Source organism: Nonomuraea sp. NPDC049695 (assembly GCF_040674955.1).
Lineage (GTDB): Bacteria > Actinomycetota > Actinomycetes > Streptosporangiales > Streptosporangiaceae > Nonomuraea > Nonomuraea helvata.
Map to the genome: position 1 here is coordinate 143,557 of NZ_JBFANV010000008.1, position 20,316 is coordinate 163,872.

A 20,316-nucleotide genomic window follows, 5' to 3' on the forward strand; every position below is an offset into this window, starting at 1 on the left:
GGTCCTTCCGGATATGGCCAGCTCACCCACCGTAAGCCGAGATACCGGACCATCCGTAAGATCCGGTTCTGTGCGGAAAAGTTGGGCCGGTTTCGGCGTGGACCTGCATCTGGAGGTCTCCACCGCCGGCGGCCGGCGGCGCGGGCTGGAGGAGGCGCTGCGGCAGGCGGTCAGGGACGGCCGGCTGCCGCGCGGCACGCGGCTGCCCTCGACGCGCGCGCTGGCGGCCGAGCTGGGGCTCTCGCGCGGCACGGTGAGCGCGGCGTACGACCAGCTCGTCGCCGAGGGCTACCTGACCGCCCGCCCCGGCTCCGCCACCGAGGTCGCCGGCGTGACCCGGACCGCGCCGCCCCTTCCCGAGCCGTCCGGGCACTCCCCGGCGCCGCCGCACGATCTGCGGCCCGGTCAGCCGGACGTGTCGGCCTTTCCCGCGCGTGCCTGGTTGCGGGCCACCCGGCACGTGCTCTCCACCGCGCCCGCCGAGATCTTCGGCCCGTGCGACCCGCGCGGCCGGAGCGAGCTGCGGGCGGCCCTGGCCGGCTATCTCGGCAGGACGCGCGGAGTGATCACCACGCCGGACCTGATCGTGGTGACGACGGGGTTCGTCCAGGCGCTCAACCTGCTCGCCCGCGTGATCGACGGGCCCTTCGCCATGGAGGAGCCAGGGCACGACTTCTACCGCGAGGTGATGCGCCGGGCCGGGCGCGACACCGTGCCGCTGCCCGTGGACGAGCTCGGCGCGCAGGTGGACACGCTCACCCCGGCCACCGCGGCGGCGGTCGTCACGCCCGCCCACCAGTACCCCTTGGGCGTCCCCCTGCACCCGTCCCGCCGCCGCGCGCTCCGCGAATGGGGCAGGCCGGTCGTCGAGGACGACTATGACGGGGAGTTCCGCTACGACCGGCAGCCGGTCGGCGCCTTCCAGGGCACCGCGCCCGAGCAGGTCGTGTACGTCGGCACCACCTCCGAGTCCCTCTCCCCCGCCCTCCGCCTGGCCTGGATGGCGGTGCCGCCCTCGCTGATCGGCCCGGTGAGCGAGGCCAAGCTGTACGCCGACGCCCACACCGAGGTGCTCGGCCAGCTCGTCCTGGCCAGGATGATCGAGACCCACGACTACGAACGCCACATCCGCGCCGCCCGCCTCCGTTACCGCCGCCGCCGCGAACTCCTGCTCGCCCGGCTCGGCCCAGGGCCGGACCAGCCACTCCCCGGCGCCGTCCTGCCGGGGGTGGCCGCGGGGCTACGTGCTCTCCTCCTGCTCCCCGAGTCCGGCCCCACGGAGTCGGAGATCCTCGCCGCCTGCGAGCGGCGGGGCATCGCCCTGCGCGGCGCCTCCCGTCTCTGGCGGGGCGCCGGCCGCGAGGGCCTGCTCATCGGGTACGCCGCCCCGTCGGAACGCGCCTACCCGCACGCCCTCGAAGCCCTGGCGCAGGTGCTCGCCGGAACCAGCCGGACGCGCCGGTCGTTGTCAAGGTGAGAGAAGGAGGAACATGGGCTGGCACTACCGAAAGACCATCAAAGTAGGACCGTTCCGGATCAACCTATCTCGACAGGGCGTGGGCCACAGCTTCGGCAACCGGCGCTTCCACGTCACCACCGGTCCAGACGGCCGTCGTCACGTCTCCGTGCGCCTGCCCGGCGGCTTCCACGTCGGCAAGTCGTTCGGCGGTCGGCGCCACCGGAGATATTAGGGGCGGTCAGGCGCGGTAACGCTCGACGAGCTCGGACCCGATCCTGGCCAGCTGCGCCCGGACGTCGTCCGGCTCCACGACCTCCACCCGCGAGCCCCACCCGGCCAGCTGCTCGGCGATCGTCAACGCCATCGGCGCCGCCACCCGCACTCTGACCCGCCCGTCGTCCTCGGCCCCCACGACCTCGCAGTGGCGTCCGAACTGGGAGCGCAGCACCGGCAGGAACCTCTCGGCGATGAGCACGGTCGCGGAGAGCAGCGAGCGCCGCCGCTCCATCTCGTTCACGACCTTCCCCCACGCCTGCGACAGCTCGAACCCCTCAGGCCGCTCGAAGGTCAGGTCCGTCACGGCGGCCCCGACGATCCGGTCCACGCGGAACGTGCGCTGCCCGGCCTCGGTGCCGGCCACCAGGTACCAGACGTCGTCCTTGTCGACCAGGCCCCAGGGGTCGACCAGGCGGTGGGTCTGTTCGCGGGAGCGGCCCTCGTACACGAGCCTGACCTTGCGGCGCCGTACGGTGGCGCTCTGGAGGGTCTCCACCAGCTCTGGACGCTCGCGGTCGCGTTCGCCCCAGGGGGCGGGGTCGACCACCACGGCGTCGGCGGCCGCCTCGGCGTCGGCCCGGAACGTCTGGGGCAGGGCCCGCAGCAGCTTGCGCAGCGCGGACTTGACCTCGGGCGCGGCGGACGCGGCCGGCCCCGCCATCAGGAAGAGCGCCTGGGCCTCGTTCGCGGTGAGCCCGGACAGGTCGGTCCTCGCGCCGCCCAGCAGCGACCAGCCGCCCCCGCGCCCGGCCTGCGGATAGACGGGGATGCCCGCCGCGGACAGCGCTTCGAGGTCGCGCCGCGCGGTGGCCACGGACACCTCCAGCTCCACGGCCAGCTCGGCCGCGGTCACCCGGCCGCGGGCCTGCATGAGCAGCAGGGCGGCGACAAGTCGATCGGCTCGCATGGTCGGAAATTCTCCCCTGAAAAGTGCTCATTCGGTGAGCACTTTGTCCGGAAGGATTGGGCTCATCACCGGGAAGAAAGGACCAGACACATGCTCCGCGGACTCGCCACCCTCAACTTCTACGCAGCCGACCTCGAGGCGGCCAAGGCCTGGTACACCGAGCTGCTCGGGTTCGAGCCGTACTACGAGGTTCCGGGCGGCTACATCGAGTGGCGCGTCGGCGACTACCAGCACGAGCTGGGCATCATCGACAGCCGCCACGCCCCGGCGGGCGCGGCCGACCGGCCCGGGAACGCGATCATGCACTGGCACGTGGACGACGTGCAGGCCGTCTTCGACCGGCTGCTCACCCTAGGAGCCAAGGAGTACGAGCCGATCACGAAGCGCGGGGACGGGTTCGTCACCGCGTCCGTGATCGATCCGTTCGGCAACGTCCTCGGCATCATGTACAACCAGCACTACCTGGACGTGCTCGGGAAGTGACGGGTCCCGGTCCGCCTCAGGAGCTCTGCACCGGCAGCCCGAAGGCGGACAGCCCCTGCTCGTGATGCTCGATCAGGCCCATGCGCCGGTAGAAGGCATGGTTGGCGACCCCTTCAGGGGTGGATTCGTGATCGGTGGTCAGCATGAAGTACCGGCAGTGCGCGTACCGCTCGGCCAGGTGCTCCATCAGCCGCCGACCGATCCCCCGGCCGTGGTACCTCTCGTTGACCAGCACTTCCTGCACGTAGCAGATGATCTCGTCATCGGACACCGTGCGTGCCACGCCCAGCAGTCGCCCGGCTTCGTCTCTTGCGGTGATGACGAGGTGTGAGTTCGCCAGGGCACGGCGCACCTTGGCGATGTCCTGCGTCCAGGGCTTCCAGCCCACGGAGTCGTACAGCTCGTACAGCTCGGCCTCGTCGAACGACGTCTCCTGAGAAATGACCACCAATTATGGGCTCTCCTCGATCCAGGGTGATGCGTCCGAGCCTATGGGGCCGTGCTCTGGGCCGGAGTCACTGAGGCGAGTGCTGTCGTGCCCGTTGTTCGGCCGTGTCGAGTGCGGGCGCGAGCGGTGCGAGTGCGGCGCGGAGCAGGTCGGGTAGCGAGCCGGATGGCACGACGAGCCCGCTGGTCGTGGGAAACGCGGTCCTCGGCTGCACCCATTGGCGGAGTGCGACCCGAATCGCGGCGGCCACGCTCGCCGCGAGCACACGGGGGGTGTACGGGTCGGTGTCGCGGAGGCGTTGGGCGATCACATCGGCGAGGGAGTGTTCGATCGCGCCGGCGGTGTCGACGAACGCGTCGCGCAGCGCGGGGCGGGTGGTGATCAGCAGCAGCGCGTCGCGCTGGTGCTCTCCCGGATCGGTGTACTGCTCCACGATCGCCTCGACGACGGCGCCGGCGAGGCCGACGGCAGGTCGGGCAGCGACCGCCGCCGCGACCCGTGCTTCTCGTTCGGCGGTGACGGCGGCGACGATCGCCTGTTCGCGGCTGGAGAAGTAGTTGTTGTAGGTCCTCGGCGAGACTCCGGCCGCCTCGGCGATGTCGTCGACGCGCACGTTCTCCGGCCCATGCTCCAGGGCCAGCCGCAGGGCCGCCTCGCGCAACGCCTGCCTGGTGGCCTGCTTCTTCTGCTCGCGCAGCCCCGTCCGTCGTGTTGTCACCGTCCAAGCATCCCAGCCAAAGTGCGTATACGCAAACTTGCGTGTACGCACTTTTCTGTCCTACTGTCGGGCCGTCGGATCCCCACAGGAAGGACCAAACCCATGCGTGCCAAAGGCATCGCGTACGACACCGGCTTTGTTCGTGACGGCGCGATCTCTCGTGAGCGCTTCGATGTCGACCTGGTCAGGCGGGAGCTGACCATCATCCGGGATGACCTGCACTGCAATGCCGTCCACATCGTCGGCGGCGATCCGGAGCGGCTGGAACTGGCTGCCCGCTGCGCCGGCGAGCTCGGGCTGGAGGTCTGGTTCTCGCCCTATCCGCTGGAACTGACGGCCACGGAGATCCTGTCGCTGTTCGCCGACTGCGCGCAGCGGGCGGAGCGGGTCCGGAAGGCGGGAGCCGACGTCGTGTTCGTCGCCGGTGTCGAGCTGAGCATCATGAACCGGGGGTTCTTTCCCGGCGACAACCTGGAAGAGCGACTCGGTCTGCTGTTGGGCCGGCCCGATGGCCGGGCCGAGCGGCTCGCCGAGGTGAGTGCCCGCCTCAACGACTTCCTCGGCGAGGCCGTCACGGCGGTACGCGAGTGTTTCCAGGGGAAGATCACCTACGCCGGCATACCGTTCGAGCGCGTGGACTGGACGCTCTTCGACATCATGTCGGTCGAACTCATCCGGTCTGCCGAGGTGGCCGACCGGTTCCAGGAGGGCGTGCACAACCTTGTCGCGCAGGGAAAGCCGGTCGCGATCACCGGGTTCGGCACGGCCACCTGGCGGGGCGCCGGCGACGTCGCACCGCGCAGTATGGAGATCGTCGAGTACGCCCAGACCGGTCGCCCGGTCGGGCTGAATGGCGACTACGTCCGCGACGAGGCCGGCCAGGCCACCTACCTGCGCGAGTTGCTGGAGATCTTCGAGGCCGAAGGCGTTGACGGCGCCTTTGTGTATCTCTTCGCGCTCGACAGCTTCCCGCACCGGCCCGACGACCCTCGCCACGACCTCGACCTGGCCAGTCCCGGCATCGTCAAGGTTCTCGAAGACCGCAACGGCGACACCTATCCGGACATGCCGTGGGAACCCAAGGCCGCCTTCACCGCGCTGGCCGACTACTACCGCGGCTGACCAGACACAGAAACGGCGGCGCCCCGAAGGACACCGCCGCTGAACGAAACACCTATCACTTGGGTGGAGCTATGGGGATTCGAACCCCAGACCTCCTCCATGCCATGGAGGCGCGCTACCAACTGCGCCATAGCCCCTTGCGATCACCAAGTGTATCGGAGTTCCGGAGCCCCTGTGTCACGCCGAGAGCCTGTGGTACGTCTATGGGTTTATGCCGACCTTTGAGGATCAGCGAAGCCTGCTGATCGGCGTCGCGTACCGGATCCTGGGCAGCGTCGCCGACGCCGAGGACGTCGTGCAGGAGGCGTGGTTGCGCTGGTCAGGGGTGGATGAGGCGACCGTTGAGGATCCGAAGGCGTACCTGATCAGGGTGACCTCGCGGCTGGCCATCGACCGGCTGCGATGGGCGAAGTCGCGGCGGGAGTCGTACGTGGGGCCGTGGCTGCCCGAGCCGATCAGCACCGAGCCCGACGTGGCGGAGCACGCGGAGCTGGCCGAGTCGGTCGAGCTGGCGCTGCTCCTGGTGCTGGAGACGCTGTCGCCGCTCGAACGTGCCGTGTTCGTGCTGCGGGAGGCGTTCGACCTGCCGTTCTCCGAGATCGCGGAGATCATCGGGCGGGCCGAACCGGCGACCAGGCAGCTCGCGCGCCGGGCGCGGGAGCACGTGCGGGAGAGGCGGCCGCGGTTCGACGTGGACAGGGACGAGCGGAGGCGGATCACCGAGCGGTTCGTCAACGCCTCCGTCGACGGCGACATCGACGGGCTGATCGAGCTGTTCGCGAGCGAGGTCACCATGGTCAGCGACGGCGGCGGCAAGGCGCGGGCCGCGCTGCGGGCCATCACCGGCGCCGACAACGTCAGCCGCTGGCTGGTGTCGGTCAGCTCCCCTGCCGGCATCGCGAGCTTCATGGCCTCGATCGGCATGGCGGGCATCTCCGACCTGTCTGTCGGGGTGGCGACGATCAACAATGCCCCCGCGATGGTCGTCTCCGCGGGTGGACGGGTGATCACGGTCGTCTCGCTGCTGATCTCGGACGGCGAGATCGACACGGTCTACCTCATCGCGAATCCCGAGAAGATCGCTCATCTGGAGCCCGTCTGAGGCGGTTCACGCGGTTCGCCTGGCGGGGATGCGGGCTTCGCGTACCAGCGCGGCGAGGTCCACCCCGGCGTCCCTGAGGATGGCGGCGGCACCGTTCTTGTGGTCGGCGAGCAGGCCCCACAGCAGGCTCTCCCCTGCGACGGGCCCGGGACGCCACATGGCCACCTCCATCGCCTTCCTGGCATGCATGGCCAGCGGGATCTCGCCCAGCGGCCCGTACAGGGTCACCCGCAAGGGCCGCAGCCGTGACCGCCGCAGGTGCCACAGCCCGGGGGCGTCCAGGCCCGTCCTGGTCCGGCGGTGCACGGCGTCGAGGTCGATCCCGAACGTGGCCAGCAGTGACCGCCTGTCGCCCACGTCGACCCGCGCCCGCACGTCGGCCGCGGAGGCGGTGAACGACGACAGTGAGAACGGCCGCACCTCGGCCACCCCCAGCAGCAGCAGATCCGCGTCGAGCGCGGGCCGCCCGGCGTCGAGCGCGAGTATCCCCGCCCTGACCACGGCCCTGCGGGCCCCCTCGGTGAATCTGGCGAACACGCGACTACCTCCCCGTCCTGCGAGCATGCTTGCGATGAGCCGATTGCCGCCGAACCCCCAGCGCGTCGGCGATCTGCTCCCACGACCAGCCCTGGGCGCGGGCGTTCGACACGTGCGTCGCCTCCAGCTCCTCCAGCAGGGTCCTGAGCGCGGCCACGGCCGCCAGCCCCACTCCCGGGTCGTGATCGGCGGCCGCCTCGGCCAGCTCGGTGACTTCCATGGTGTCAGCATGTGCTGACAAGCACCCGCTTGTCAACACATGCTGACGGGAATGATCAGAGGCGCTCGGCGAGGATGGGCAGCGCGGCCGCTCGCTAGCCGGGCAGGCCGCAGGTGACGCGCATGGTCAGGGTCGCCTCCTCGAGCGTGAGCTCGACCTCGACCCGGCCCAGCTCGGCCGTGCTCCTGACGTGGGTGCCGCCGCACGCCATGGAGGCCTCGCCGTCCGGCAGCGAGCAGTGCCACGTACGGCGATCCGTCAGCTCCGGCCCCGGGATGTCCAACCAGACCGGCGCGTCGGCGGCCACCCATGCCGCGAACTGCTCGTTGGCCTGCTGGGCGACCTTCTCGAAGTCCACCCCCTCGGCGGAGAACCCCTTCTTGCGCAGCGACTTGCCCAGGCGGTAGACGTCCACGCTCCCGTGCGGGAGGATCCGCGACGAGACGATCGCCGCGTGGTCGAAGTCGGGGCGGCCGAGCGGGTCGGGTGCCGTCTCCTTGCGCCAGCGGTCGGCCAGGGCGGCGTTCAGGGCGAGGGCGGCCAGGTGACAGACGGTGTGGCCGGCCGAGACCGCCGCGCGGAAATCGGCGTCCGCCTCGAGCTCCACCTCCGTCCCCACGGGCAGCGGCTCCTCGGTGACGTGGACGACCAGCCACTCCCAGCCCTCGGTGCCCCGCCGCACCGGGATGGCGTCGCCGACGAGGATCTCGCCGGTGCTCGACTGGGCCCCTGTCACGCAGTCGAGGACCGGCAGGCCCCCGATCGTGCCCCGGTCCGCGGGCTGGTCCGGCCAGGCATGGTTGAGGGGGTGGAACGGCGTCTCGGTGACGACGAGACCGTGCCGGTCCCCCACCGGCACGGCCCCGACGATCTGGGAACGGCCGCTGGTCCGGCCGTCGGGGAAGGTGACGAGGGTGGTCTTCACCCGGTCATTTTCGCAGGTGCCGCGTACTCGTCCTCCAGGTAGCGGTTGCGGCCCGCGTACAGGCCGGTGAAGAGCTGGGCGAGGAGCACCATGAGGAGCAGCGTGAACGGCAGCGCCCAGCCGCCGGTCACCTCGTGCAGCACGCCGACGAGGAGGGGACCGGCGCCGGCGATGAGGTATCCCGCGCTCTGCGCGAACGCCGACAGCGCGGCCGTGGCCTCGGGCGTACGGGTGCGCAGGGCCAGCATCGTCAGCGCCAGCGGGAACGACCCCATGCCCACGGAGATGAGCACCACCCAGACCAGCGCCAGGTCGGCGGGCCCGAGCCAGAGCCCGAGGAACCCGGCCGCGTAGAAGGCGACCAGCCCGACCACGACCGGACGCTGGTCACGGAAGCGGGCGGCGACCATCGGGACGAAGATCGAGACGGGGATGTTCAGCGCGGTGAAGACGCCGAGGATCACCCCCGCCTGCGAGGTGCTGAACCCGCTGTCGGTCAGGATGGTGGCGAGCCAGCCGAACATGACGTACGCGATCATCGACTGGGTGCCGAAGTAGATCGCGACCATCCAGGCCAGCCTGCTTCTGAGGAGGCCGCGGATGCCCGCGTCCCGGCTGCCGGTGTCCCGCTCCGGCTCACTGCGCAGCAGCGCAAGCCACGGAATGGCGGCGACGGCGGCCAGGGCCGCCCACACGCCGAGCGCGATGTGCCAGTCGCCTGACGCGCGCTCGATGGGCACGGTCGCGGCGGCGGCCAGCATGGTGCCCGCAGCCAGGGCCGTGGTGTAGACGGTGGTCATGATCCCGGTACGGGCCGGGAAGTGACGCTTGATCAGCGTGGGGATGAGCACGTTGCCGACCGCGCCACCGGAGAGCGCGACGGCGCTGCTCACGAGGAAGACCGGGGCCGACCCGACCAGCGACCTGACCAGCATGCCGACACCCAGGGTGACGAGGGCGAGCAGGAGCAGCCGGTGCTCGCCGACGCGCCTGGCCAGGGTGGGCGTGATCGCGCCCACGCTGGCGAACGCGAGCACGGGGAGCGTGGTGAGCAGTCCGGTGCCGACGCTCGTCATGCCGAGCGCGCCTGCCAGTTGGTCGAGGAGAGGGCCCACGCTGGTCACTGCGGTGCGGAGATTGAGGGCGGCGAGCACGATCCCCAGCACGAGGAGCCAGGCGAGGGGTCCGGTCGTGGTGCGGCGGGCTTCCGGGGCGAGCACGCTCATGCTGGGCGAGTCCTCCACTCATCAAGTCATGGGACGAATCGCCATCTTAACGGGACCGAAACCTCCCTTTATTCCTGACCGTCTCGCCTCATGGGATGCGATGGTGTCGCAGGGGGGTGATCACGAGCATTACCCGGGCTACAGGGGCACGCCACAGAGGTGCGGTACCGGGGGGAACACGGCGCGGGCCGCCTGGGAGGGTGGCGCCGTCAGAGGGCGCGCGACAGGGGCGGCAAGGCGCGGCGCGACCGGCTGGCGTCACCGTGCGGGAAAGACACGGCGCAACCGGATGACCCAGCCGTGCGGGGAAAGACCTGGCGCGACCGAGAGGGCGCGCTCCGTGGGGAATGACACTGCACCATCGCGAGGCGTGGCGCGGAGGGGTGGTGGGTGGCGCGGCCGGGCGGCGGGGTGCCGGCCCGGCCGACCGCCGATTCAGGTCACAGGACCGGGTCGGGACCCGCCGGGGGCGGGGTGCGGGGCGGGACCGGTCCGGGCGGCGGGAGAGTGCCGCCGGGCCGGGTGTCCCCGCCGCCCACGGTGCCGGGCGGTACGAGCGGATCCCCGCCCACCGGCCCCGGTGGCGTGGGCTGGGTCGAGTCGTCGTACGTCGAGCCGCGCTGGTGAGGCCCCGGCACGTCGCCGCGCCAGCCGCCGGTCTCGCTTCCGCGCGACTCGATGAACGCCTTGAAGCGGTCCAGGTCGTTGACCACGCGCAGGCGGACGAGCTGCAGCCAGTCCCCCGCCGTCTCCAAGAAGCCCTCCGGGTCGTACTCCATCTGGAGCGTGACCCGGGTCCTCGAGTCGTCGAGCCGATGGAAGGTCACCACGCCCGCGTGGCGCGGCTTGTCGAGGGAGCGCCATGCGACGCGCTCATCGGGATGCTGTTCGGTGATCTCGGCCTCGAACTCGCGCCTGACCCCGGCGATCTCCGCCACCCAGGCCGTACGCGTGTCGCCGATCTGCTTGACCGACTCCACGCCCTCCATGAATTCGGGGAAGCTCTCGAACTGCGTCCACTGGTTGTAGGCCACCCTGACGGGGACCTCTACGTCCACTGAGTGTTCGATCGTGCTCATAGCAGGTTGCACTGCCCGAGCGCCCCGCGAGCTAACGCCTGCGCCGCAGAACCCAGTACAGACCCACCACGGGCAGCACGAGCGGGATGAAGACGTAGCCCTTGCCGTACACCGACCAGACGGTCTCGTCGGGGAAGGCGGCCGGGTCGAGGAGGCTCAGCGTGCCGATGACCAGCACGCCTGCCAGCTCGATGACCAGCCCCGCCAGCGCGAAGGTGCGGGCCCCGCGCCAGAGCGCGACGGTGAGCGCGATGTAGACGACGGCCGCCAACGCCGACAGCGAGTACGCCAGGGGCGCCTCGTCGAACTTGGTCAGGATCTGGACCGCCGCGCGGGCCCCGGCGGCCAGCGAGAACAGCCCGTAGACCGCGATCAGGGCACGGCCAGGACCGGTGCTGATGGAGGTGGTCACGCGCCCCCCTGCCAGATCTGCAGCATCCGGCCGGTCATCACCGCGATCGCGAACCCGGCCACGACCAGGATCGCCGACCCCCACCGGCTCCGCTCGGCCAGCGCCAGGAACACCCCGGCGGGCGGGATCACCACCTGCCCGGCGACGTAGCCGAACAGCGTGACCTTCTCATCGGGCCCCTCGCCTCCGGCCACCGCCGCGATCACGAAGCCCGCCTGGACGAGTATCGCCACCTCAAGCACGGCGAACCCGACCAGCAGGACCATGCCCATCGGCCGGTTGCGGATCGCGACGATCAGGCTCGCCAGCATGAGCAGCAGCGAGGCGACGATGACGATCGTGGAGACGACGGTGTTCATCGGGGCCAAGGCTATCCCCAGGGGCGGTCGGTCTACCTTCCGGGGAGCGCCCGCTCGATGCCGTCGAGCACCCAGTTGAGGCCGCGTTCGAAGTTGTCGTCCGCGCCGCGTACCCCCTGCTCGATCATCGGCGCGAGCCGCGGGAACTCGCCGCTGCGGACCAGCTCCTTGATGTACGGCTCCGCCACGGCCGCCCGTTCGGCATCGTTGATCCCCTCGGACCTGGGCGCCCCGCGCTCCAGCGACTCCCGCACCACGAATCCGGTCATGTAGTCGTTGAACACCGCCAGGAACCGCCAGCACGTCAGCCGGTCGAGCCCGAGCCCGTCGAAGGCGGACAGCTTCTGCTCGACGTGCCGCAGCCCGTTGGGCCCGATCTCCACCCGCTGCGAGATCAGCTCCACCCGCCAGGGGTGGCGCAGCACCAGCTCGCGCTCCCGCCGCGCCAGCAGCAGCAGCGCCTCGCGCCACGAGGCCGGCAGCGGCTCCTCGACGAGTACCTCCGCGCTCACCTCGTCGAGCATCAGCGCGAGCAGGTCCTCCTTGCGCTCGATGTACGAGTACAGCGTCATCGCCCGCGCGTCCAGCTCGGCGGCCACGCGCCGGATCGAGACCGCGGCCAGCCCCTCGGCGTCGGCGACGGCGACGGCAGCGGCCACGATCGCCTCCCTGGTCAGCACCGGGCGGCGGGGCGGCGAAGGACGGGACCAGATCGAACTCACCGTCCGATTTTAGACACTGTACGAAACTGCTACGGTGTACGACATGCGATACGCCGTACGAAATCCACTCCGGACCACGGGCCTGGTCGTCCTCCTGGGCGTCGTCATGACGATGCTCGACACCACGATCGTCAACGTCGCCCTCAGCACCCTGGCCCGCGACTTCCACTCGACGCTCGCCACCATGCAGTGGGCGGTGACCGGCTATCTGCTGGCCCTGTCGATGACGGTCCCGGTCACCGGCTGGGCGGTGGGCAGGTTCGGCAGCAGGAACGTCTGGCTGGTCTCGCTCGTGCTGTTCGTGGCGGGCTCCGCGCTGACCGCCACCGCCTGGTCGGTCGGCAGCCTGGTCGCCTTCCGGGCGGTGCAGGGGCTGGGCGGGGGCCTGCTGCTGCCGGTCGGCCAGATGATGCTGGCGCAGGCGGCGGGCAAGGAGCGGATGGGCCGCGCGATGGCCACGATCTCGGTCCCCGCCATGCTGGTGCCCGTGCTCGGGCCGCCGCTGGGCGGGGTGATCGTGGAGGGACTCGGCTGGCGGTGGCTGTTCCTGATCAACGTGCCGGTCTGCGCGGTGGCGCTGCTTACCGCGTTCCTGCTGCTGCCGCGCGAGCCGGGCGCGAACCCGCAGGGCCTCGACGTGCTGGGCCTGGCGGTGCTGTCACCGGGCCTGGCCGCGCTGGTCTACGGGCTGTCCGAGATCGGCAACGGGGCCTCACCCCTGCACCCCGCGCTGTGGATCGGCGTGGCGCTGGTCGTCGCGTTCGCGGTGCGGGCGCTGAGGAGGACAGGGACGCTGCTGGACCTGCGGCTCTTCGGGAACAGGACGTTCGCCTCCGCGGTGACCGCGCTCGTGTGCTACTCGGCCGCGATGTTCGGCTTCACCGTGCTCGTCCCCCTCTACAGCCAGCTCGCGCAGGGCGCGAGCGCGCTGGACGCGGGCCTGCTGATGGCCCCGATGGGGATCGGCGCGGCGATCACGATGCCGATCGGCGGCAGGCTGAGCGACGCCAGGGGGCCGCGCGGCGTCGGGGCGGCGGGCGTGGTCGTGGCGGTGGCGGGCATCGCGGGTTTCGCCGCCTTCGGCGGGCCCGTGCCGATGTTCGTGCTCGGGCTCGGGCACGGGCTGGTGTCGACGTCGGTGATGGCGGCGGCGTTCAAGACGCTGGAGCCGGTCGCCATTCCCGCCGCGACCACGTTGAGCACGATCGTGGTACGGCTCGCCTCGCCGTTCGGCGTCGCGGTGCTCGCGGTGCTGCTGCAGGTGTTCACCAGGACCGGCGTGGAGCGGCCCTTCGGGTACGCGTTCGGCGTCGCGATCGCGCTGGCCGCCGTCTCCCTGGTGCCGATCGCGCTCATAGGATCGAAGACATGGAGAAAGTCCTCGTCAGCGCCTGCCTGATGGGCCGCCGGGTGCGCTACGACGGCCGCGCCAAGACCAGCGCGGACGCCCGCCTGGCGGCGTGGCGCGAGGAGGGCCGGCTGGTGCCCCACTGCCCGGAGGTCGCGGGCGGGCTGCCGATCCCGCGCCCGGCCGCCGAGATCGAGGGCGGGGCGGGCGGGGCGGCCGTCCTGTCCGGTGCCGCCCGTGTGCTGGCGAGCGACGGGTCCGACGTCACGGCCGAGTTCCTGGCGGGCGCCCGGTCGGCGCTCGCGGCGGCGCGGGCGTCCGGCATCCGGCTGGCGGTGCTGAAGGAGGGCAGCCCGTCCTGTGGCGCGCTGTCGATCTACGACGGCACGTTCACGGGCCACCGCACCCCGGGACAGGGCGTCACGACGGCCCTGCTGGAGCAGAACGGCATCCGCGTCTTCGGCGAGGACCAGATCGACGAGGCCGCCGACTACCTGCGCACCCTGGAGACGTAGAAGGCTCCCGTGAGCCCGGCGGCGAGCGCGACCGCCATCACGCTGTGATACCAGCCGAGCGGCGCGCTCGCCGGGCCCGGCCCGAGCGCCAGCGACAGGATCCCCAGCAGCACCCCGGCCAGCGCGGCCGCGTGGCTGTAGATCAGCCCGTCCCAGGCCCAGGCCCGCCCGGCCAGCACGCCGTACGCCCCGGTGAGCATGGCCGCGGCGCAGAGCGTCTCCGCGATCGCGGCCGGCACGATCACGGGCTCGCCCACCGGCCCGAACGCGATCCCCGCGTGCATCAGCGCGAAAAAGATGAAGATCAGCGCGTAGAGCAGCGACAACCGGCCCAGAGCCGTGCGGAGTGCGTCCATGGGCTCCACGTTCGCACCTGCCGGCGGCCGCGTAATCGTCCTGGTGGAGGCGGTGCGGATACCACGTGCGTGGTAGGCCGCCGCATCGGGAAATCCGACCGGCCGTATTCAGGGAAACTTTCTCGCGCTCTTAGGAGTCGTACGAATTGGGGCGCGTCGGGGGATTCGCGAAGAACGTTCCTCGTGCGGCGCGCAGGGGGCCCGATTTCACATCGAAACGGGGAAAGGGACTCGGCAATGCCTGTCGACCTGAACAACGCACAACCCCTGGCCTGGGACTCGGCCACGCTCGACGCGGACACGAAGGCGATGCTCGACAATCTCCAGCCGAACATCCTGCGCGCGCACGTGCGCGAGCACCTGTCCGTGCTGTTCGTCAGGTTCAACGACGTCAAGGCAGGGAGGGCGTTCCTGCGGCACGTCGCGACCACCAAGATGAAGTCGGCGCGCAAGCACCTGGAGGAGGTGCGCGACTTCGCCACCAAGGGCCGTCGCGGCACGCCGTACGTGGGCGTCGGCATCAGCAAGGCCGGATACCGCGACCTCGGCCACTCGGTCGAGGACCTGCGCAAGTTCGGGGACAAGGTGTTCCGCGACGGCATGAAGCGGCGCATCGCGGAGGTCAACGACCCGCCGGTGGAGATGTGGGAGCGCACGTACCAGCGGGAGATCCACGCCGTCATCATGATCGGCGACGCGGAGCCGGAGCGGGTGGCGGCGCTGCGCGAGGAGATCCTCGGCGAGCTGCCGGAGAGCGCGCGACTGCTCGGCGAGGAGACCGGGCAGGGCATGCGCAACCCCGCCGGTGACGGCATCGAGCACTTCGGGTACGTGGACGGCCGCAGCCAGCCGCTGTTCGTGAAGGACGAGGTGGACAAGGAGCCGAAGAAGCACTGGAACCCGGCGTTCCCGCTGAGCAACGTCCTCGTGCCCGACCCCTTCGCGCCGAACCCCGTCCGTCACCACGGCAGCTACCTGGTGTTCAGGAAGCTCGAGCAGAACGTGCGGGCGTTCAAGGAGATCGAGCGGGACCTGGCCGACAACCTCGGCCTGGCCGGCGGCGACCGCGACCGGGCGGGTGCCATGATCGTCGGCCGGTTCAAGGACGGCACTCCCCTGACCAGCAAGGCGAAGGCCGGCGGCGGGCCCGTCAGCAACGACTTCACCTTCGACGACGACGGCGAGGGCGCCAAGTGCCCGTTCAGCGGGCACATCAGGAAGACCAACCCGCGCTCGTTCGGGCGCGAGGTGCTCATGGCCCGGCGCGGGCAGACCTACGGGGAGCGCACCGACCAGCCGTGGGACGACTCGCCGCCGGAGACGCGGCCGAGCGGCGAGGTGGGGCTGCTGTTCATGGCATTCAACGGGAGCCTGGTGAGCCAGTTCGAGTTCACGCAGCAGTCGTGGGCGAACAACCCCGACTTCCTCAACCCGGCCACCGGCCACGATCCGGTGATCGGGCAGGGCGCGCGGGACATCAAGGTGACGTTCCCCAAGGTCTGGGGGAAGCCGGAGATGTCCACCCCGCAGGCTCAGGTGGCTCAGACGGTGACGATGAGGGGCGGCGAGTACTTCTTCGCGCCGTCCCTGGCGTACCTGCGCACTCTGTAACACCGCACACGTAAAAGGCCGGGCCTCGGGGGGCCCGGCCTTTTCGGTGAGTGCCTAGTGCTGGATCAGGCGGCCGTGTGCCGCCCGGCTGGCGGGAACCGCGATCAGGCTGAGCACCACCGTGATGACGCCCACGACCCAGGACGTCCAGGACGCGCCGCGCTCCTGGGTGTAGGTCATGACCCAGGGGGCGACGAACAGGAGCACGCCCCACAGCGTGTTCAGCCACTCGGTCGCGACCAGGCCCGGCCTGGCGAGCGACGCGAGGGAGGTGAGCGCGATGAGGATACCCAGCACGATCAGGGACGGCGCGGCGCCCGAGGCGCTCGCGACCCAGATCGGGGAGAGTAGCGCGTAGATGCCGGCGACCAGGGTCACCCAGTCCTGCCAGCGCGACCATGCCTTCATGAGAACCTCCGCCAACGGCGTTTGCGAGGCTGGCCTGTTTGGTCAGTCGATCTTATATAACCCCGAATGACCTGCGAAGATTCCCGTTCTCCCGGCGCCGGGGTGCGAAGAAGTGTGTACGCCGGGTTCAGCCCGCCGGAGGAGGCGGGGCCCCGGTCCGCGGCAGCATGATCTTGGCATGACGATCGGACTGCTGCTCACCCTCGCCGCCCTCGCGCTCGTCGACAGCACCAGCTTCGGCACCCTCGGCATCCCCGTCTACCTGCTGCTGGCTTCGGAACGGCCGCGGCTGTCGATCTACCTGGCCACGCTGGCGGCGTTCTACTTCCTGGTGGGAGTCGCGCTCATGCTGGGGCTGTCCACGGCCATGGAGCGCTTCGGCGACGTGCTGCGCAGCGGACCGGCGTACTGGGTGCAGCTCGCGCTGGGCGTCGGGCTGTTCGCGCTGAGCTTCCGGTTCGATCCCAAGCGGCGCGCGAAGCTCGGCAAGCCCGAGCGGCGCTTCGAGCCCCGGGTGGGCGGTCCCCGGGTGATGGTGCTGCTGGGGCTGAGCGCCGGAGCCCTGGAGGTGGCCACGATGGTGCCGTACCTCGCCGCGATCGGCATCATGACCACGTCGGAGCTGCCGGCCGGGCAGTGGGTGCCCGTGCTGGCCGCGTACGTGCTCGTCATGATGCTGCCGCCGCTGGCGCTCATGGCGCTGCGCGGCCTGGCGGGAGCCTGGGTGGAACCGAAGCTGGAGCGCCTGCGAGCCTGGATGAGCAGGCACGCGGCGTCGGCCGTGAGCTGGGGGCTGGCCATCGTCGGTTTCCTGCTGGCCCGGGATGCGGCGTTTTATCTGTTCTTCCGGACACCATAGGATCGGATGCCTCCGCTGGATCTTCGGGGGGAGATCTGAGATGTTGCGGGCGTTCCTGCGGACCGAGGCAGGCAGCACGAGCGTGCTGCTGGTCGCCACGGCTCTCGCCCTGCTCTGGGCCAACTCGCCGTGGGGCGGCACCTACGACGCGTTCTGGCACACGCGGATGGGGATCTCCTTCGGTGACGCCGCGTTCTCGCTGGACCTGAGGCACTGGGTCAACGACGGCCTCATGACCGTCTTCTTCTTCCTCATCGGGCTCGAGGTCTCGTACGAGGTACGGCTCGGGCAGCTCAGGGACCGGCGGCTCGTCGCCGTCCCCGCGGTCGCGGCGTTCGGCGGGATGCTGGTCCCGGCCGGCGTCTACCTCCTGCTCAACGCCGGCGGCCCCGGCGCGGGCGGGTGGGGCGTGCCGATCGCCACCGACACCGCGTTCGTGCTGGGTGTGCTGGCCGTCGTCGGCGCCCGGTGCCCCGATCCGCTCCGGGCGTTCCTGCTGACGCTGGCCATCGTGGACGACGTGCTGGCCATCATGATCATCGCGATCTTCTACACGGCCGCCATCGACGTCCCCGCGCTCATCGCCGCCGCCCTGCTGCTCGCGGCCATCGTGACCCTGCGGTGGCTGCGGATCTGGCGGGCGCCCGCCTACATCGTGCTGGGGTTCGCGCTCTGGGTGGCCACCCTCGAAAGCGGGATCCACCCGACCCTGATCGGCATCGCCCTCGGCATCCTGGTCTTCGTCTACGCGCCCACCGACCACAAGCTGCTGCTCGCGGGCGAGGCCGTGCAGGAGTTCACCAGCGAGCCGAGCGCGGCGGCCGCCAGGGAGGCCACCCGGCGGGTCCAGCGCGCCGTCTCCGTGAACGAGCGGCTGCAGCTGCGGCTGCATCCGTGGAGCAGCTATGTGATCGTGCCGGTCTTCGCACTGGCCAACGCCGGAGTGCCGCTCGACGGTGAGAGCCTGCGCTCCGCCCTCACCTCGCCCGTCTCCATCGGTGTCGCGCTCGGCCTGGTGCTGGGCAAGTTCGTCGGGATCTCACTCGGCACGTGGCTGCCGCTGCGGTTCGGCTGGGGCGTCCTGCCGGGGAACCTGGTGTGGGGGCAGTTGCTGGGCGGAGCGGCCGTCTCCGGGATCGGGTTCACGGTGGCACTGTTCATCGTGGACCTGGCCTTCGCCGACAATCCGGCCATCCACACCCAGGCGAAGATCGGCATTCTGGCGGGCTCGCTGCTGTCCGCCGCGATGGGATGGGTGATCTTCCGGATGGCGTGGGATCGGGGCGGGGTGTGCGCTCCGCCCGAGGCCGAGCCCGCCGAGGAGCTGCCCGACAGGCTCACCGTGCCGGTCGGGCCCCGGGACCATGTGCGGGGGCCGGAGAACGCCGCGGTGACGATCGTGGAGTACGGGGACTTCGAGTGCCCGTACTGCGGGCGGCTCCACCCGATCCTGGATGAACTTCTGGAGAAGAATCCCGATATACGGCTGGTCTTCCGGCATTTCCCGCTGCCGACGCTGCACCCGCGGGCCACGGCCGCCGCGATCGTGTCCGAGGCGGCGGCCGACCAGGGCAGGTTCTGGGAGATGCACGACATCCTCTTCGACAACCAGCGCTTCCTCACCGACGCCGACCTGGAGCACTACGCCGCCGAGCTGGACGTCGACCCCTGGGCCGACGTGCCGGGCCACGCCGCGCGGATCACCCTCCACGAGGAGTCGGGCCGGGACGGCGGTGTGCGCGGCACCCCCACGCTCTTCCTGAACGGCGTGCGCTACCAGGGCCCTCTCACCCTGAATTCGATCAGCCGGGCAGTGGAAGACCTCCGCGAATCCCCGTAACGTCATCGAGTCCGGTTTCTCACCCCCGATCGGAGTCCCCTTATGGAGGAAGGACCCACGATGACCGCATCCACTATCACCTCCGTCATCAGCGTTCTCGTGATGGGCATCGTGCTGCTCGTCGGCGTTGTCCTGACCGCGAGAGCGAGGCGTGACCACGGCTCCGCCGCCATGATCGGCTTGGCGGGCTGCATCGTGCTCCTGCTGGGAGTGCTGTTCAACATCCTTCGCTCCTGGGTCCTGATCCCGATGATGGCCGATTCGTTCGGCATGAGCATTGACGCGGTCTTCAGCATCACGACCCCGATCGCCATGATCTTCGACGCGGGTGGCACGGGGCTGCTGATCTGGGCCGTGGTCGCCCGCCGGAAGCCGAGCCGGCCCACCCAGCCGCCGCACGGGCCCCAGGGTCCCGGCTGGCAGCAGCCCCCCGCACCCCCCGCGAACTGGCAGCAGCAGCCGCCCTACGGCGGGAATCAGGGCTGACGAGTGACGGGACGGTTTCGCTGGGCAAGTGTGACAATGACCCAATAAATCCCCGTAACTCCGGCAGCGACCCCCTGGGGTGATCATGACTCGAGTGCAGCCTGACCCCGAGGGACAGGATCCCCTCGAAACGATCAGGCACCGCTACCCCCGTCCGAACCAGCCTCCCCGCCGGCACACCCCTCCGAGCCAAAGGCAGGAGCCGCCGGCCACGCAGCGGCTCCCGTACACACCCGACATGCTTCCCGACGTGCCGCTCTACGAGTCCAAGCCGCCGAGGTCCGCCTGGTGGTGGGTGATCGTGGCGGGCTCGCTCGTCCTGCTGATCGCGGCCGTCGCGGTGGCGGCGGTCCTGTGGGGGCGTGCCAGCGCCGACACCGCCCCGCGCGCGCTCCAGGCGGGGACCGAGCTCACTCCCGGCTGAAGTCCATCGTCCAGTTCGTCTCCCACGTCTGCCCGTCGTCCGCCGAGAACGCCTGCTCCCACCGGGCCGCGTCCGGGCCGTTCACCGTCCAGATGAACCGGCACCGCACCGGCCGGCCCTCATGGGTCTCCTCACCGTAGAACTCGCCCCGGTCCCCCTCGAACGTGCCCACCATGGGCCTAGTGTCGAGCACGCCCGTCCTGCTGTTGGCCCAGTAGATCGACCACTGCCGCGTCTCGTGGTTGAACACGCGCACGGTCATCCCGATGAAGCCCTTGGTCGGGAACGTGATCTCGTCCACGCTGGCTCCCCCGTCGAAGTGCCGGGTGGCCACCGAGTGGCCGGGGAACTCCTCCCATATGTCGCTGCCGGCGAGCACCTTCACGAGCTTGCGGTTGGCGACCGTCCAGCGGCCGGCGAAGAAATCGAAATCGTTCATGCCGCCGAACCTAAGGCGCTGTCACTGACAGGTAG

The 20,316-nt window shown here is 70.6% G+C and carries 26 protein-coding genes and 1 tRNA gene; 12 read left to right on the plus strand and 15 right to left on the minus strand.

Features of this window, described 5'->3' with window-relative positions; translation table 11 throughout:
- The first annotated feature begins 70 nt into the window (after window positions 1–70).
- Together AB0J64_RS10335 and AB0J64_RS10340 are read left to right on the plus strand one after the other, a co-directional pair.
- Window positions 71–1,477, plus strand: coding sequence for a PLP-dependent aminotransferase family protein (locus tag AB0J64_RS10335; protein ID WP_364023689.1), 1,407 nt, complete (start codon window positions 71–73; stop codon window positions 1,475–1,477).
- 13 nt (window positions 1,478–1,490) lie between these two features.
- Entirely contained in the window at window positions 1,491–1,691 is a 201-nt protein-coding gene (locus tag AB0J64_RS10340; protein WP_364023692.1) for a DUF4236 domain-containing protein, read from the plus strand.
- A 6-nt stretch (window positions 1,692–1,697) separates the two neighbouring features.
- On the opposite strand, the gene AB0J64_RS10345 is transcribed toward AB0J64_RS10340, so the two are convergent.
- Window positions 1,698–2,642, minus strand: coding sequence for a WYL domain-containing protein (locus AB0J64_RS10345; protein ID WP_364023695.1), 945 nt, complete (start codon window positions 2,640–2,642; stop codon window positions 1,698–1,700).
- Between the two features lie 90 nt (window positions 2,643–2,732).
- Here AB0J64_RS10345 and AB0J64_RS10350 point away from each other — a divergent pair, with 90 nt between their 5' ends.
- Window positions 2,733–3,125, plus strand: a complete 393-nt coding sequence (locus AB0J64_RS10350) for a VOC family protein (protein WP_364023698.1) — start codon at window positions 2,733–2,735, stop codon at window positions 3,123–3,125.
- A gap of 16 nt (window positions 3,126–3,141) precedes the next feature.
- Here the strand turns inward: AB0J64_RS10350 and AB0J64_RS10355 are convergent, their stop codons facing one another.
- Together AB0J64_RS10355 and AB0J64_RS10360 are read right to left on the minus strand one after the other, a co-directional pair.
- The gene (locus tag AB0J64_RS10355) at window positions 3,142–3,573 is read right to left on the minus strand and encodes a GNAT family N-acetyltransferase (RefSeq protein ID WP_364023856.1); all 432 of its coding nucleotides are present in this window, start codon (window positions 3,571–3,573) and stop codon (window positions 3,142–3,144) included.
- Between the two features lie 67 nt (window positions 3,574–3,640).
- A complete protein-coding gene (locus AB0J64_RS10360; protein WP_364023701.1) occupies window positions 3,641–4,291 on the minus strand; it encodes a TetR/AcrR family transcriptional regulator in 651 nt (216 codons plus the stop codon).
- A gap of 102 nt (window positions 4,292–4,393) precedes the next feature.
- On the opposite strand from AB0J64_RS10360, the gene AB0J64_RS10365 reads away from it, so the two are divergent.
- Entirely contained in the window at window positions 4,394–5,413 is a 1,020-nt protein-coding gene (locus tag AB0J64_RS10365; protein ID WP_364023704.1) for a hypothetical protein, read from the plus strand.
- A gap of 64 nt (window positions 5,414–5,477) precedes the next feature.
- On the opposite strand, the gene AB0J64_RS10370 is transcribed toward AB0J64_RS10365, so the two are convergent.
- Window positions 5,478–5,550: transfer RNA gene (locus AB0J64_RS10370), tRNA-Ala, on the minus strand.
- Window positions 5,551–5,624: 74 nt separating this feature from the next.
- Between AB0J64_RS10370 and AB0J64_RS10375 the strand changes: the two genes are divergently transcribed.
- Window positions 5,625–6,515, plus strand: a complete 891-nt coding sequence (locus tag AB0J64_RS10375; protein WP_364023707.1) for an RNA polymerase sigma-70 factor — start codon at window positions 5,625–5,627, stop codon at window positions 6,513–6,515.
- A gap of 6 nt (window positions 6,516–6,521) precedes the next feature.
- On the opposite strand, the gene AB0J64_RS10380 is transcribed toward AB0J64_RS10375, so the two are convergent.
- From AB0J64_RS10380 to AB0J64_RS10415, 8 genes are all read right to left on the minus strand, one after another.
- On the minus strand, window positions 6,522–7,052 hold the full coding sequence (locus AB0J64_RS10380) for a Clp protease N-terminal domain-containing protein (protein WP_364023710.1): 531 nt from the start codon (window positions 7,050–7,052) through the stop codon (window positions 6,522–6,524).
- A gap of 4 nt (window positions 7,053–7,056) precedes the next feature.
- On the minus strand, window positions 7,057–7,272 hold the full coding sequence (locus tag AB0J64_RS10385) for a helix-turn-helix domain-containing protein (protein ID WP_364023712.1): 216 nt from the start codon (window positions 7,270–7,272) through the stop codon (window positions 7,057–7,059).
- Window positions 7,273–7,366: 94 nt separating this feature from the next.
- Window positions 7,367–8,197, minus strand: coding sequence for a metal-dependent hydrolase (locus tag AB0J64_RS10390; RefSeq protein ID WP_364023715.1), 831 nt, complete (start codon window positions 8,195–8,197; stop codon window positions 7,367–7,369).
- The gene (locus tag AB0J64_RS10395) at window positions 8,194–9,423 is read right to left on the minus strand and encodes an MFS transporter (protein WP_364023718.1); all 1,230 of its coding nucleotides are present in this window, start codon (window positions 9,421–9,423) and stop codon (window positions 8,194–8,196) included. The genes AB0J64_RS10390 and AB0J64_RS10395 overlap by 4 nt, the downstream gene beginning before the upstream one ends.
- 440 nt (window positions 9,424–9,863) lie before the next feature.
- Window positions 9,864–10,502, minus strand: coding sequence for an SRPBCC family protein (locus tag AB0J64_RS10400; protein WP_364023721.1), 639 nt, complete (start codon window positions 10,500–10,502; stop codon window positions 9,864–9,866).
- Window positions 10,503–10,533: 31 nt separating this feature from the next.
- Window positions 10,534–10,914 (minus strand): hypothetical protein, encoded by a 381-nt coding sequence (locus AB0J64_RS10405; protein ID WP_364023724.1) that lies wholly within the window; start codon window positions 10,912–10,914, stop codon window positions 10,534–10,536.
- Window positions 10,911–11,273, minus strand: coding sequence for a hypothetical protein (locus AB0J64_RS10410; protein WP_364023727.1), 363 nt, complete (start codon window positions 11,271–11,273; stop codon window positions 10,911–10,913). Before AB0J64_RS10410 ends, AB0J64_RS10405 begins: the two co-directional genes overlap by 4 nt.
- Before the next feature lie 32 nt (window positions 11,274–11,305).
- Window positions 11,306–11,995: a TetR/AcrR family transcriptional regulator C-terminal domain-containing protein gene (locus AB0J64_RS10415; protein WP_364023730.1), complete on the minus strand. Its 690-nt coding sequence runs from the start codon at window positions 11,993–11,995 to the stop codon at window positions 11,306–11,308.
- A gap of 43 nt (window positions 11,996–12,038) precedes the next feature.
- Between AB0J64_RS10415 and AB0J64_RS10420 the strand changes: the two genes are divergently transcribed.
- A complete protein-coding gene (locus AB0J64_RS10420) occupies window positions 12,039–13,394 on the plus strand; it encodes a DHA2 family efflux MFS transporter permease subunit (RefSeq protein ID WP_364023733.1) in 1,356 nt (451 codons plus the stop codon).
- Window positions 13,364–13,858 carry a DUF523 domain-containing protein gene (locus AB0J64_RS10425; RefSeq protein ID WP_364023736.1) on the plus strand — a complete coding sequence of 165 codons (495 nt, stop codon included), beginning with the start codon at window positions 13,364–13,366 and terminating at the stop codon, window positions 13,856–13,858. Before AB0J64_RS10420 ends, AB0J64_RS10425 begins: the two co-directional genes overlap by 31 nt.
- Here the strand turns inward: AB0J64_RS10425 and AB0J64_RS10430 are convergent.
- Window positions 13,834–14,214: a hypothetical protein gene (locus AB0J64_RS10430; protein WP_364023739.1), complete on the minus strand. Its 381-nt coding sequence runs from the start codon at window positions 14,212–14,214 to the stop codon at window positions 13,834–13,836. The genes AB0J64_RS10425 and AB0J64_RS10430 overlap by 25 nt on opposite strands.
- 237 nt (window positions 14,215–14,451) lie before the next feature.
- Here AB0J64_RS10430 and AB0J64_RS10435 point away from each other — a divergent pair, with 237 nt between their 5' ends.
- Window positions 14,452–15,825: a Dyp-type peroxidase gene (locus AB0J64_RS10435; RefSeq protein ID WP_364023741.1), complete on the plus strand. Its 1,374-nt coding sequence runs from the start codon at window positions 14,452–14,454 to the stop codon at window positions 15,823–15,825.
- Window positions 15,826–15,879: 54 nt separating this feature from the next.
- Here AB0J64_RS10435 and AB0J64_RS10440 read toward each other — a convergent pair whose 3' ends face one another.
- Window positions 15,880–16,233: an SPW repeat protein gene (locus tag AB0J64_RS10440; protein WP_364023744.1), complete on the minus strand. Its 354-nt coding sequence runs from the start codon at window positions 16,231–16,233 to the stop codon at window positions 15,880–15,882.
- A gap of 178 nt (window positions 16,234–16,411) precedes the next feature.
- Here AB0J64_RS10440 and AB0J64_RS10445 point away from each other — a divergent pair, with 178 nt between their 5' ends.
- The 4 genes from AB0J64_RS10445 to AB0J64_RS10460 all read left to right on the plus strand — a co-directional run bounded on the left by AB0J64_RS10445 (window position 16,412) and on the right by AB0J64_RS10460 (window position 19,842).
- A complete protein-coding gene (locus tag AB0J64_RS10445) occupies window positions 16,412–17,092 on the plus strand; it encodes a GAP family protein (RefSeq protein WP_364023746.1) in 681 nt (226 codons plus the stop codon).
- A gap of 40 nt (window positions 17,093–17,132) precedes the next feature.
- On the plus strand, window positions 17,133–18,932 hold the full coding sequence (gene nhaA, locus AB0J64_RS10450; RefSeq protein ID WP_364023749.1) for a Na+/H+ antiporter NhaA: 1,800 nt from the start codon (window positions 17,133–17,135) through the stop codon (window positions 18,930–18,932).
- 60 nt (window positions 18,933–18,992) lie between these two features.
- Window positions 18,993–19,418, plus strand: coding sequence for a proline-rich domain-containing protein (locus AB0J64_RS10455; RefSeq protein WP_364023752.1), 426 nt, complete (start codon window positions 18,993–18,995; stop codon window positions 19,416–19,418).
- Window positions 19,419–19,656: 238 nt separating this feature from the next.
- The gene (locus AB0J64_RS10460) at window positions 19,657–19,842 is read left to right on the plus strand and encodes a hypothetical protein (RefSeq protein WP_364023755.1); all 186 of its coding nucleotides are present in this window, start codon (window positions 19,657–19,659) and stop codon (window positions 19,840–19,842) included.
- On the opposite strand, the gene AB0J64_RS10465 is transcribed toward AB0J64_RS10460, so the two are convergent.
- The gene (locus AB0J64_RS10465; RefSeq protein ID WP_364023757.1) at window positions 19,829–20,281 is read right to left on the minus strand and encodes a hypothetical protein; all 453 of its coding nucleotides are present in this window, start codon (window positions 20,279–20,281) and stop codon (window positions 19,829–19,831) included. The genes AB0J64_RS10460 and AB0J64_RS10465 overlap by 14 nt on opposite strands.
- Window positions 20,282–20,316 lie beyond the last annotated feature (35 nt).